Source organism: Bacillus sp. FJAT-27986 (assembly GCF_001685035.1).
GTDB lineage: Bacteria > Bacillota > Bacilli > Bacillales > Pradoshiaceae > Pradoshia.
In genome coordinates, this window is sequence record NZ_MAYV01000012.1 from 343,753 (window position 1) to 356,218 (window position 12,466).

Below are 12,466 nucleotides of genomic sequence, written 5' to 3' on the forward strand. Positions count from 1 at the left end.
GTGGAGTTTACAATATTCCTATACTAGTTCAATAACCATACCCGGCTTCACATGATTCAAAATCAGCAAATCGCTTTCTGCCACCCTTCCAACGACATTGACCCGTTCATCAGCAGGCAAATCTGTCAGCGTAATCTGCATTTCACCGCGATAGCGTCCATAAAGGTCATTATCTATGGTTATGCTCCCTTTCGGACGGGGATTATTTTGCAGAGGCGGTACAGATTCCGCAACCCTTGTGTCCATGAAACGAAGAACGTCCCTGGAAGCATCCGGGCGCAAATGGTATTCACCATAATTTTCGAATCCTTGCTCTGTCTGGGTGCTAATCTTTCCGTTTTCAAAGTCGTCCATCCTTTTGAGTAAGTCTTCTCCAGGCTCCGGATCACCAACAAATACTTCCGTTCCATCTTTATATAGTTCAAGCGCGGCAACAAAAGGGGATATATATCGATGCTTCTCCAGAGTCGGCAGGCCTTCAAATAAAGGGCCGCGTTTCTCGCCTCCTCCCGGTACAAAAGCAAAGATCGGAATGTCATATCGCTTGTACAATGCATTTTGCTCCCGGAAAAACGATTCACTTAGTCCTGTTTCCCTCCGCGGGTAAAAGTTATGCCAACCGATTATCTGTTCAGTTTTGAGTCCGTTATTCAGCAGCAGCTGTATATCACGTTCGAACAGTATACTTGAATTAACCGCAATTTTAAATTCCCTTGCCAGACTAGCAATAAAACCATGGTCAAAGAAATCGTCCAGTCTTAGCCCGGTGACACCCAATTCCTTCAATTGATACAAACTGTCGATTCCCAAATGGCCCGGGGTTTTTAATGAAACATCCGCATATACATCGATTCCCTGTCCTTTAGCCAGATGTAGCAGCTTTTTGGCACGTACTGCAAGCTCACCTGCTTCCTCCGGGATATGAAGCGAGGTAAATCCCCGCTTCACCCCCATTTGGCCTGCTTGGATAATACGTTCCTCAGCCAGAGGATCATTCAAATAAAAGGAAATTCCGATCAATCAAATTCACCAGCCATTTCATCTTTAAACCCAAACAGGTATGTAAAGATGAAGCCAGCAACATAAGCAATTAATACCCCGACTAAGTAAAGCAGTACCTCACCGTTATTCACAAGGAATGCAAGCGGCAAACCGGATACCCCAATTGCTGTCGTTGCGATATTGAAATGTGCTTGGAAGGCTGCACCAACGCCTGCCCCCAAACATGCGGTCAAGAACGGACGGCCGAGCGGCAATGTAACTCCGAAGATCAATGGCTCGCCGATTCCAAGAATACCAGCAGGAAGTCCCCCGCCAATCGCTCTTTTCAAGCGTGTTTTCTTTGTTTTCATATAGATAGCGAACGCAGCGCCAACCTGACCTGCGCCACCCATTGCAAGAATAGGTAATAATGGGTCGTCACCGATTGTATTGAGTAATTCCAAATGGATAGGTGTGAGACCTTGATGCAGGCCTGTCACGACCAACGGCAAGAATGTCGCTCCAAGAACAAATCCTGCAATGGCTCCTCCAAAATCAAGCACTGCGGTCAATCCATCTGTAATCACATCAGAGACAAATCCCCCGACAGGCATAAATACCAGATACGTCATAATACCTGTAAGCAAAAGGGCAATAGTCGGTGTCACGATAATATCAAGCGACGCTGGAACAAACTTACGGACATTCTTCTCAATAAAAGCCATAAATATCGCAGCAAACATGACCCCGATTAAACCACCGCGTCCAGGCAGTAATTCTTCCCCGAACAAGACAATCTGGGCAGCAGCAGGGTTAATAATCAATATAGCGGCTAACCCGCCAAGTGCAGGGGACCCACCGAACTCTTTCGCTGTATTGATCCCTACAAAGATTCCTAAATAGGTGAATAAACCTCCACCGATAACTGTTAAAATAATTGCAAGTTGTGATTCAGCCGATAACCATCCTGCTTGAATGACAGCCTTAGAAATACCATTGACCAAACCGGAAGCAACTAACGCAGGAATCAAAGGAATAAATATACTGGCAATTTTCCTCAAAAAGAGCTTAAACGGCGTGCTGTTTTTCTTTTTAAGTTCACCTTTCAGGCTGGAAGCCCGCTCATTAAGATTGATGTCTCCTGATTCCTTGACCAGCTTCTCGAATTCGTCCGTGACCTTATTGACATGTCCAGGACCCAGAATGATTTGCAGCGTTTCTTCTTCAACAAAGCCGAGAACTCCATCGATTTTTTTTATGGCTTCTTTGTTAACGAGTGATTCATCATAAGGTGTGACTCTAAGACGTGTCATACAGTTCGTAAAGGCTTTAATATTCTTCGCCCCGCCCAACTGCTCCAAGATTTTTTTAGCCAGAGTTTTGTAATCTTGACCAGCCATTTTCTTTCCCCCCAAAAACTGATTATTTGTATGTTTTGCCTTTCATAAATCTTATAGCCTCTCTCGTCTTATCGATGGCTCTGACCGTTTCTTCATATTGCTCTGTCGCCATGCTCAAAAACAAAATATCAATCATGAACAGCTGAGCTAACCTTGAAGAAGTGGCCGCACTCCGGAACGGAGCTTCCTTCGAATAGGATGTATATAAATTAATATCGGCTAATGCTGCAACCGATGAGGGCCCATATTTAGTCAAACTGATTGTTTGGATACCTTGTTCCTTTGCGAGTCTTGTAACTTCGATGACCTCGATTGTTTCACCAGAAAACGAAATGGTGAATACCACGTCATCCGGCTCGGCGTTAGCAATCAATGTTGCTACAAGATGCGCATCCGAAAATGCTGTTGCGCTTTTATTGATCCGAAGCAGTTTTTGCTGCGCATCCACGGCGATGATTGATGATGCCCCGATTCCAAAGAAATGGACATTTTTCGCTTTCAACAGCACATCGACCGCTTTTTTTAGTTCTTCGTAGTTGATTACTTCAGAGGAATCACGCAAACTTTGTATACTATTATTCAAAGTCTTTTGGACGATCATCTCGGCGGTTTCATCCCGTTCAATGTCTCTGTATCCCGGTTCCTCCGGTCTGCCGAGATCACCTGCAATACGGACCTTCAAATCCTGGAAGCCATTCAGCCCCAGTGACTTGCATAGCCTGATGACCGCTGCCCCGCTTGAACTCGTCTTTTCTGCCAATTCATTGACTTTACAATTGACAACCTCATACGGATATTCCAGTATATATTCAGCAATTTTCCGTTCAGATGCAGGCAACTGTTCTACCCTGTTTACTACCATTTTCAATACTCCGGAAACCACTTATCATCACCTACTTGTGTTTAAATCAATCTGAGAGCTCGGCTTCAATGGCTTTTCGGACATACCCTCCAGATTGCTCCAGAATCAGAGCCGCTTCTTCTTTCTTAATATCCTTTTTAAGCATGACTAAGGCGACCTTTACTTGATGATCAGCATCCTCTAATGTTTGTCTCGCTGTTTCATAGCTTACTCCTGTGATTTTGCTAATAATGCCGATAGCTCTTTCTTTGAGCTTCTCGTTGCTGACATGGACATCAATCATTAAGTTTTCATACGCTTTGCCGAGCAAAACCATTGAAGAGGTTGAAATCATGTTTAGAATCATTTTGTGAGCGGTTGCAGATTTCAGTCTAGTAGATCCCGTAAGCACTTCCGGACCTACGACCACCTCGATGGCATGATCTGCTTCTTCACTGATTCTAGCCTGTTTATTACACGACAGTGCCACTGTTTTGGCTCCTACCGACCGTGCGTAACGAAGTGCACCAATAACATATGGTGTCCGGCCGCTTGCAGCAATACCGATAACCGTATCATTCTCAGTAAGGGTGATGTCTTTTAAATCCTTCTCGCCATCCTCCGGCCTATCCTCCGCTCCTTCAACCGCCTTTATGAATGCGCTTTCTCCGCCGGCGATAATACCCAGTACCATCTCTGGCTTGGTACTGAATGTTGGCGGGCATTCAACAGCATCGAGTACACCAAGCCTTCCGCTAGTCCCGGCTCCCATATAGATAAGGCGCCCTCCATTTTGGAAAGATGAAACAGCAAAGTGAACGGCTATTTCAACATCTGGTAAAACCTCTTGAACTGCAGCGGCTACTTTTTGGTCTTCCTCATTCATAATTCGCAGAATTTCCATCGGACTGGAAGTGTCTATCTGCATACTTCGATCATTGCGTGATTCCGTGGTTAATAGATTAAGATTTTCTTTCATTAGTAAGACCTCCAGGTAGCTCCTTTTGCGATTACCATTTACTAGTAACTCAACACTTCCAATATACTCCAACTGAAATTGATATTCAATAATTTTATTGAATATTTAAAATTTTATTTCATTCTAATCCAAAAAAAGAAGCATATTCTCATATGCAGAACTACATAGGATATGCTAAAAAAACCTTTTTACATTATATATTTTTTGATTGCATGCGCTACTCCCATTCGGTCATTAGGCTCGGTCACAGCATCAGCTGCTTCCTTAACTTCCTCCGGCGCATTTCCCATAGCTATGCCAAGTCCCGCTGAAAGCAGCATTTGTCTATCGTTAAAGTTGTCACCGATCGCAGCCACCTCAGACATATCCAAGCCAAGCCTTTTTGCCAAATATTCCAAAGCAGAAGCCTTAGTAGTCTTTGGTGGAGTAATTTCAAGGCTTGTGAAACCGAAGCTGCTGCTCACTTCAAAATGATTTTCCATGTTGAATAGCCGATCCATAAATCCTTCATAGTCTCCTTGTTCCTTCCGAAAAGCAGCCAGCTTTTGAATGGCAGGTTCGTTTTCTTTCACATATTCATCGAAAGAATGAAACAGCCTGATTTCGCACTGAGCCCGGAATCGTTCACATCCTCCCATTTCTGCACCGGTTCCTTGTAAAGGCAGGATATTATTCTCAATCCATTTTTCATTCCACTTATTTTTCTCTGGAACTAGTAAACAGTCACCCTCATACAAATGCCCATATACCCCATAGCTTTGGCACGCATCTATAAAGGCCAACAGACTTTCTTTTTTAAAGGTAGATTGCTGAATAATCTTCCCGTCCCGCCCTTGTATAACAGCTCCGTTGTAGGCAATGATTGGATCGGATAAACGGATAGCCTCCGCAATCCACCTAGTCGCCAAAGGCGTTCTTCCGCTGCAGATGATTACCTTTCCTCCCCTTGATTTAAAATCATGCAGGGCCTCTATCGTTTCTTTGTCAATATCCATCTCCGCATTCAACAAAGTTCCATCTAAATCAACAGCCAATAATTTATACTCCATCTAGTATCCCTCCCAGGTCCCTATATACATGCACATTATCATATTTTACCGGCAACCACACAAAAGATTCACATTTCCAATCCCTCATAATAGGAGAATAACACCTGTGTACCTATTTATTATTCGTTAAACTAGATAGCAATGTATATCGTACCTCTTAGATAGCGGGATTACCGATTATAAATCTGGCTAATTACAGAGGATAATTTTCACCTTGTTGCAAAGGAACTGGCTTGGCAAAAATACAAACCGAAAATCAAGCATGCTGAAAAGCTAAATGAAGAACTGTGAACAAGAAAAGACAATGTTAATCTATCTTACAAAGGAGTATTTTAGGAGATTTTCTAACACCTCTAAAACAGAGAGATTCTCTTATAGAGAAGATAGAAGAAATACCATCTACACATCAAATAGTTTATCCCGATCATTCTTCCATTTGGGATAGACTCCCCTTCCTCCATATAAATTTAGAATGTTTAAATTATTACTCTTAAAAAACAAAATACTACGCTTGACTTCAAGTCTACTTGAAGGCTACGCTGAGTAAAGTAAGAGTATTTAATATAGGAGGGAAAACATGTATCAGGCATCAAGACAACGTTATAAATCTATGACATATTTCCACTGTGGTGACAGTGGACTTCAATTACCAGCTATTTCATTAGGATTCTGGCACAATTTCGGCGATATAGCTTCATATGAAAATATGAAACAACTCTGTTTTACCGCTTTTGATAATGGAATTACTCACTTTGATTTAGCAAATAACTATGGACCAGAACCTGGGAGTGCTGAAAAAAATCTAGGACTTATTATGAAAGAAAACTTTGCAGCATATCGTGATGAACTTATCATCAGTACTAAAGCAGGATATGATATGTGGGATGGTCCATATGGAAACTGGGGAAGCCGAAAATATCTTATTGCAAGCCTCGATCAAAGCTTAAAGAGAATGGGATTAGAATATGTTGATATTTTTTACCATCATCGAATGGATCCCCACACACCATTGGAAGAAACGATGAATGCGCTAGCCCAAATCGTTAGAAGTGGCAAGGCATTATATGTAGGTCTCTCAAACTACGATGGAAAAACGTTAGAAAAGGCGACTGAAATTTTACAAGAATTACATTGCCCATTTATTATAAATCAGAATAGGTATTCAATTTTTGATCGAACAATTGAACAAAATGATTTGAAAGATACATCTAAAAAGTTAAAAAAAGGTATTATTGCGTTTAGTCCTTTGGAACAGGGAATGTTAACCAATCGATATTTACATGGAATTCCGGACGACAGTAGAATAAAGACGGATGGACGATTTTTAAATGCTTCTGCCTTATCCGAAGACCGATTAACTCAAATTAAAAAACTCAATGAGATAGCTGAGGAGCGAGGGCAGACACTTGCAGAGATGGCGATAAGCTGGATTTTGCGAGATGGAATTGTGACCAGTGTTCTCATAGGAGCTTCCAAACCTAGCCAGATTCTTGATAACATTGGAGCTTTAAAAAATATCACATTCACAGAAGAAGAGTTACAGCAGATTGATAACATTTCTTTAGCATAACTGAACAAACCAGTTTAGTTTCTGAATTCAATTCGGAATAAACTTATTGAATAATCAATGGCCAACCAATATTACGGCATCATGTTCTTTCGTGATTCTACTAAATGCCGAACAATTTTTGCTCTCTAAATACCTGCCATCGTAAGGGGGCTTGGGGCTTATTTATTCGCCCCAGCCTTCAACCCTTCTACCATGTATTTTTGGAACGCCATAAAGAGAATCGTGATAGGCAGTGCAACAAGCACTGCTCCAGCCGCGAATGTCGTAAATTCGGTGTTTCCTCGTCCCGTCACCATCTCAAACAACCCAATCGCTAAGGTTTTATTTTCATTGGATCGTAAAACCAGTCGAGCAAAGATAAAGTCCATCCACGGACCGATGAAGTTCGAAACCGCTACGAAGACGAGAATTGGAACGCTCAATGGCATCATCACTTTAAAGAAAATAGTGAAATGACCTGCTCCGTCAATTTTCGCAGCTTCCTCCAAACTGCGAGGCATGGAATCGAAGTATCCTTTCACAAGCCAGGCGTTAAACGGAATGGATCCGCCTGCATAAACCAATATGAGTCCCCAGTGATTGTCCAATAATCCCATTTGTAAAAGCAGGATATAGATAGCAATCATCCCCATAAATCCAGGAAACATTTGCAGAATCAACATAGCCATCAATCCTTCTTTCCGGCCTGGAAAGCGGAATCGACTAAACGCATAGGCAGCTGTGACCACTAAAAAGGTCGAAATGACCATGTTCCATAGTGCTATTTTTAAGGTGTTTTTATACCATGTCACATACTCGGTTTTCTGAATCAAATAGACAAAATGATCTAAGGATAAACGGATTCCTTTTACGGACTGGGCAATTTGAGCGAAATCAAAACTCCGAACCCCTTCCCAAAAGAGACCCCATTCCATCCCAGGAAGAAGCTGTGCACTGAATAGGGAATCCCCAGGATTCAAACTTCCCATGAGAATCCATACAACTGGATAAAGCACGAAGATGGCCACCACGAGAAGCAGAAAATGTTTCCACACGAATGAAATTCGTTCACGTGTTTTTTGTTTCATGACATCATGTCCTCCTCGTTGAATGCTTTCGTTCGTCTGAAGTTCCAAACCGAAATGATGGCAATAACAATGAAGATCAGGATGCTCACAACGCTTGCCATATTAAATTGGCTTTGGTCGAGGGTCAGTTTGTAAATCCAGCTGATTAAAATATCTGTGGAGCCTGCATAACTGTAATCCACATTCACAGGTCCTCCATTCGTCATGAGATAAATCAGGTTAAAGTTATTAAAATTCCCAGCAAACTGCATGATAAGTAAGGGGGCGGTAGAGAACATGACAATCGGCATGGTGATTTTCCAGAACTGTTGCTTCCCGTTTGCCCCATCCACCTGCGCCGCCTCATATAATTCACGATCTATGCTCGTCATGACGCCGCTCATCAAGACCATCCAGAACGGAAATCCAAACCAGACATTCACCATGATAAGCGCGAATTTCGCCCACATCGGGTCGCTAAGCCACGGGATACTGGATAGTCCGATGACTTCTAAATATTGGTTAATAGGTCCAAATTCCCCGTTGAATAGGTTCCTCATGATCAAAATGCTGACAAACGAAGGAATCGCCCATGGCAAGATATAAATGCTTCTCCAAAATTTCCGGAATTTGATTCCCTTTGAATTCAAGAGAACCGCAAATAAGATTCCGACAAAGAACGTGGTAATCGTGGCTGAAATTGCCCAAAGAATCGTCCATCCGAAGACGCCGATGAACGTTCGGTTCCAGGTTTTCAAGTTAAATAAGTCCACAAAGGTTTGAAATCCCACCCAGTCCACTAGAGAAGCAGGCGGCAAGTGGTTCGGTCCTGAATAGTTTGTGAAAGCGATTGCAATTCCAAAAATCAAAGGCAAGATGGTTAAAAAGGCCGTGAATACAATGGATGGTGTGAGCAAAAAGTAAGGAAATCCTTTATCTATTAAGACACGGAGGGTTTCTTTGAATGAGTTTGGTTTTCCCCCTTGATCTCGCCATTGTCCGACTTTCCAAGCATCCTTCACATTCAAATAATACATCCATACAAAGAACAAGCCACAAATTAAAAAGATGATACCTTCGATTAACAAGAAGATGCTGTGATCCCCTTGCTGAATTTCAAATCCCACACGGGTCTGCACCGTTTCCCCTAATGTGGCTAACCCCCACATACCATTTCGAAACGGTAATGTCCAAAACACTACAAGGTATAGCTCCATACAGATAAATAAGATCCCTTTGATGTACTGTCGATTGTACAATTGCCCAAGTCCCATAAACAGCAAAGAAAAGATCAAGCTTTTCTTGGCATGTGTTTTCATTTGTTTTTAACCTCCTTTTCACTTCTTAGAAAAAAGAACCAATATCTCACTACCTGGATATCGGCTCTTTTGATAGATGAACTCTTTATTTTTTATTCTGAGTGGCCACTGCATCTTCAATTTGTTCTTTGGCTGCGTCAAACGTTTTTTTCGAGTCGGTTCCATCATTCCAGATGGATGTGTAAGCCGTTTCCATTGGTCCCCATACAGCTTGCATTTCAGGGATATTTGGCATCGGCACAGCATTTTTCGCCTGTTCCAAGAAAGCCATGGACACTTCATCTTTTTTGATGGTTTCGTTTTCAAGGAGCGAAGTCGCTGGTGGCAATTGGCCTGTCATTTCGTATCTTTTTAAGAGCATTTCTTCACTGGAAGCCATTTGAGCTAAAAGAGTTGCTGCTTTGGGATATTTGGAATAACTGTTTACATAGTACGCTTTGATGCCTGAATAGGATTTTGGCGTTTCGCCGTTATCCAATGTTGGAAGTGGAGCGATTCCAAAGTTCACACCAGCATCTTGATGGTTTTTAACATCCCATGGACCTGAAATTCGGTAGGCTAATTTACTTTCATTGAAGAAAGAGGAAATCACATCACCTGTAATGTCTTCTTTTTTCATCGGTAACAATTCTTTGTTGATTTTTTTCATAAATTCCGCCGATTTGATGGCTCCTTCATTGTTGACACCAAGATCCGTTGGATCGGTGTCTTCTTTTCCAAATACATAACCGCCATAACCAGATAGGAAAGCATGTGTGTAATAAAAGTTACCTGGTTCCATCATAAAACCATATTTCTGATTTTTTCCTTTGCTCGTTGCTTGGAATTCTTTAGCTGTTTTGAACAAGTCATCCCATGTTTTTGGTGCCTCTTTTACGATGTCTTTATTGTAGTACAAGGCATATGTTTCAATGGAGATGGGATAGCCGAACATTTTCTTTTTTCCATCTTTATCCACAAAACTTGTCCCGTTTACCGCTGCTTCCAAGAACATGTCTTGATAGTCATCGGCATAATAGTTGTCATATACCAAACCTGCTTTCACCAATTTTCCTAAATGATCATGGGCGGAGTTGAAAACATCGGCACCTAAGCCAGCTGGCCCATCTGTTTCCAATTTTCCTGCTGCGTCTGTGTGTCCCACTTCTTGTACTTCAACAGGCACATTGTATTTTTTCGTGAATTGCTCTGCGACATAGGTCGCCCACGCGCCCTCGTCCGCTCCGTTGTCCCAAATAATCAGGGTTGCTCCATCTTCAGGTTTGAGTGTTTCTTTTGTGGTTTCCTTGGGTTTTGTTTCAGTGGTTGCTTTTTTCGTCTCATCTTCCGAACATCCCGCCAATATTCCTGCCAATAGGGTGGCGGATGCCAATATACCAACTATTCTTTTCTTGATCATGTGAAACCTCCTATGTGGGAATTTTTGTACCATGTATAAAATTAATGAAACAGAAGCTGTAAGTGCTTTTGCGATACACACTTTTTTTTACTTTCGTTTCTGATAGACCATTTCCTCATACGAACAAAAGTTAATCCAGCGGCACCTTTAGAAAACGCTTTCAAAAATAACCATTAACGGGTACATTCAGTTCTTCCTGTATCACAATGGTACATTCTTGGAGAGCCAATTAGACCAGACTCGCCGCCTGCTCGTCCCCGAAGGTTCGGCATAGGTATAAATTCACAGTTGTGGTACGTGGTGGATATGTCATAGTTCTAAACACAAATAAGAGGTTGTTTTTTCGGAGTTGAATCATCTGTTTGTAGTACGTGAAAATACTTTGCGTATCCTTTTTCTGATTGAACACATTAGCATGAGAGTAGTTGGGATTGATGTCAAACTAAGCAGATTTATTCGTTGTAATTCCCGCTTGATGAGTATCATCCCATTGTACTAATGTTCGAGAATTGTCTCTTCCATTTTTCCAATGATCTGCATGATCTCCTCGTATAAATCGCCCTTGCCATATTTCAATATTGTGTAAATTTTTCATGCCCACACCGTTGTACTGCTCAATGGTCGCGAAGTGGATATTTGTCATGCTGATTTCCTGCCCGTCATAAATAAACGTGGTTCCAAAAACAAGGTGCTGAGTGCTTGGGCACTTTCTCTGCGCCATGACTCGTCATTTACCCAGGTGCTGAAGCTTCTCGGCTGGTCATGATTTTCCGAAAGCAAAGCATTCGACCCGGGATCCTACAGTCCCTTTTACCATTTGCAGAGTCTGCTTCAAAGGCATATTCAGTCCTCCCCCCATCCCCTCGATTCCATAACCCCAGGCGTTCGAGCAGAAAAATGATATTGAAATATCCTCTTTTTCTCCTACCCATTTGTCTACTTCCGCCAAACACCCCCATTGTCTTCCCCCAACCGTCATGATGGCAAAGCGGGCAAACGTCTCTTCCCGTAATACCCAAGAAACCCCGCTCCCATTCATTATATGAAGGAAACATGGATATCAGAAAACTATTTTTTTAACAATTTTTCATTTTACCATATCGTATATCCATAGTTTAAGAATGTTGAGAATTCACAACGTTTTTTGACGAAATTTTCATCGCTTGAGTATCAGGAACTTTATTTATGCAGTTAGAAGTCAGTAAACAAAAGGATAGACAAGCAATTATCTATGCCTGTCTATCCTTATTATCTTTAAAATGTCTACTGTATAAGTTAAGCGTTTAATCAAAAATTTATTTTCTTCTCTGTCTATTACAATATCTACATTAAATCACGAGACTTACTTACCGAGAGTCTTAGTCACCCCAAATACATCCTTCGTATCATTATACTGATTAATCGCAATATCTAGATCATGAAAATAACGATGTATTAATCGAATCTGTTCTTTGTCTGCTTTATTTTTGGTCGCCTTGGCAATTGCGTGGATTTGTTTAAAATCTTCCGATACCTTTTTATTTTCTATTCCCTGGCTAATGATCTCATTCGTATCTTTTTCAAGTATGGCTGATAAACTCTTGGCTTCTGACATATCTAATTCTTCAATACTGCCATAGCCTGTTAAATCATTGTATTTAGCGTGATATTCAGCAATTAACACACTTTCTTGATTCGATATATTTTTTGGAGGGTTTTTCTTTAATTGATCCATTGCTTCTTTAGATGGATCATTCAAATGATAATAGACAGTAAGACCAATCACTCCAGCTGCTAATATACCTACTATTAATATTAAAAGAGATAGCCACTTTGATTTTTTCTTATCTTGTTTTTTAGTCATTCGTTCTCCCGCCTATCAAAAGTATTTGTCATCCTATTA

At 41.4% G+C, this 12,466-nt stretch carries 11 protein-coding genes and 1 pseudogene; 1 reads left to right on the plus strand and 11 read right to left on the minus strand.

Annotation, left to right across the window (positions count from 1 at the left end; genetic code table 11):
* Positions 1 to 18 precede the first annotated feature (18 nt).
* The 5 genes from A8L44_RS07900 to A8L44_RS07920 all read right to left on the minus strand — a co-directional run bounded on the left by A8L44_RS07900 (position 19) and on the right by A8L44_RS07920 (position 5,250).
* Entirely contained in the window at positions 19 to 1,020 is a 1,002-nt protein-coding gene (locus tag A8L44_RS07900; protein ID WP_066103892.1) for a MupG family TIM beta-alpha barrel fold protein, read from the minus strand.
* Positions 1,017 to 2,381: a PTS transporter subunit EIIC gene (locus A8L44_RS07905; RefSeq protein ID WP_066103894.1), complete on the minus strand. Its 1,365-nt coding sequence runs from the start codon at positions 2,379 to 2,381 to the stop codon at positions 1,017 to 1,019. Before A8L44_RS07905 ends, A8L44_RS07900 begins: the two co-directional genes overlap by 4 nt.
* Positions 2,382 to 2,403: 22 nt before the next feature.
* Positions 2,404 to 3,264, minus strand: a complete 861-nt coding sequence (locus A8L44_RS07910; protein ID WP_066103896.1) for a MurR/RpiR family transcriptional regulator — start codon at positions 3,262 to 3,264, stop codon at positions 2,404 to 2,406.
* A gap of 25 nt (positions 3,265 to 3,289) precedes the next feature.
* Positions 3,290 to 4,201: an N-acetylmuramic acid 6-phosphate etherase gene (gene murQ, locus A8L44_RS07915; protein ID WP_066103898.1), complete on the minus strand. Its 912-nt coding sequence runs from the start codon at positions 4,199 to 4,201 to the stop codon at positions 3,290 to 3,292.
* 188 nt (positions 4,202 to 4,389) lie between these two features.
* Entirely contained in the window at positions 4,390 to 5,250 is an 861-nt protein-coding gene (locus A8L44_RS07920; RefSeq protein ID WP_066103900.1) for a Cof-type HAD-IIB family hydrolase, read from the minus strand.
* A gap of 577 nt (positions 5,251 to 5,827) precedes the next feature.
* Here A8L44_RS07920 and A8L44_RS07925 point away from each other — a divergent pair.
* Positions 5,828 to 6,820 (plus strand): aldo/keto reductase, encoded by a 993-nt coding sequence (locus tag A8L44_RS07925; protein ID WP_066103902.1) that lies wholly within the window; start codon positions 5,828 to 5,830, stop codon positions 6,818 to 6,820.
* A 158-nt stretch (positions 6,821 to 6,978) separates the two neighbouring features.
* On the opposite strand, the gene A8L44_RS07930 is transcribed toward A8L44_RS07925, so the two are convergent.
* The 6 genes and pseudogenes from A8L44_RS07930 to A8L44_RS07955 all read right to left on the minus strand — a co-directional run bounded on the left by A8L44_RS07930 (position 6,979) and on the right by A8L44_RS07955 (position 12,427).
* Complete coding sequence (locus A8L44_RS07930; RefSeq protein ID WP_066103904.1) at positions 6,979 to 7,887, minus strand: sugar ABC transporter permease; 909 nt, start codon at positions 7,885 to 7,887, stop codon at positions 6,979 to 6,981.
* Positions 7,884 to 9,005: a carbohydrate ABC transporter permease gene (locus A8L44_RS07935; protein ID WP_368072423.1), complete on the minus strand. Its 1,122-nt coding sequence runs from the start codon at positions 9,003 to 9,005 to the stop codon at positions 7,884 to 7,886. Before A8L44_RS07935 ends, A8L44_RS07930 begins: the two co-directional genes overlap by 4 nt.
* Before the next feature lie 265 nt (positions 9,006 to 9,270).
* Complete coding sequence (locus A8L44_RS07940) at positions 9,271 to 10,584, minus strand: sugar ABC transporter substrate-binding protein (RefSeq protein WP_077248024.1); 1,314 nt, start codon at positions 10,582 to 10,584, stop codon at positions 9,271 to 9,273.
* A 229-nt stretch (positions 10,585 to 10,813) separates the two neighbouring features.
* Positions 10,814 to 11,305: pseudogene (locus A8L44_RS19550) on the minus strand (alpha-amylase family glycosyl hydrolase).
* A gap of 39 nt (positions 11,306 to 11,344) precedes the next feature.
* A complete protein-coding gene (locus tag A8L44_RS07950) occupies positions 11,345 to 11,623 on the minus strand; it encodes a hypothetical protein (RefSeq protein WP_139063816.1) in 279 nt (92 codons plus the stop codon).
* Between the two features lie 303 nt (positions 11,624 to 11,926).
* Positions 11,927 to 12,427 carry a hypothetical protein gene (locus A8L44_RS07955; RefSeq protein ID WP_066103913.1) on the minus strand — a complete coding sequence of 167 codons (501 nt, stop codon included), beginning with the start codon at positions 12,425 to 12,427 and terminating at the stop codon, positions 11,927 to 11,929.
* Positions 12,428 to 12,466: the final 39 nt, after the last annotated feature.

Bases quoted from the DNA above. Each gene is read 5' to 3' on its own strand.
- A8L44_RS07950 (WP_139063816.1), bottom strand. From the start codon at position 11,623: ATGAATGGGAGCGGGGTTTCTTGGGTATTACGGGAAGAGACGTTTGCC.
- A8L44_RS07940 (WP_077248024.1), bottom strand. From the start codon at position 10,584: ATGATCAAGAAAAGAATAGTTGGTATATTGGCATCCGCCACCCTATTG.
- A8L44_RS07955 (WP_066103913.1), bottom strand. From the start codon at position 12,427: ATGACTAAAAAACAAGATAAGAAAAAATCAAAGTGGCTATCTCTTTTA.
- A8L44_RS07925 (WP_066103902.1), top strand. From the start codon at position 5,828: ATGTATCAGGCATCAAGACAACGTTATAAATCTATGACATATTTCCAC.
- A8L44_RS07920 (WP_066103900.1), bottom strand. From the start codon at position 5,250: ATGGAGTATAAATTATTGGCTGTTGATTTAGATGGAACTTTGTTGAAT.
- A8L44_RS07905 (WP_066103894.1), bottom strand. From the start codon at position 2,381: ATGGCTGGTCAAGATTACAAAACTCTGGCTAAAAAAATCTTGGAGCAG.
- A8L44_RS07930 (WP_066103904.1), bottom strand. From the start codon at position 7,887: ATGAAACAAAAAACACGTGAACGAATTTCATTCGTGTGGAAACATTTT.
- murQ (WP_066103898.1), bottom strand. From the start codon at position 4,201: ATGAAAGAAAATCTTAATCTATTAACCACGGAATCACGCAATGATCGA.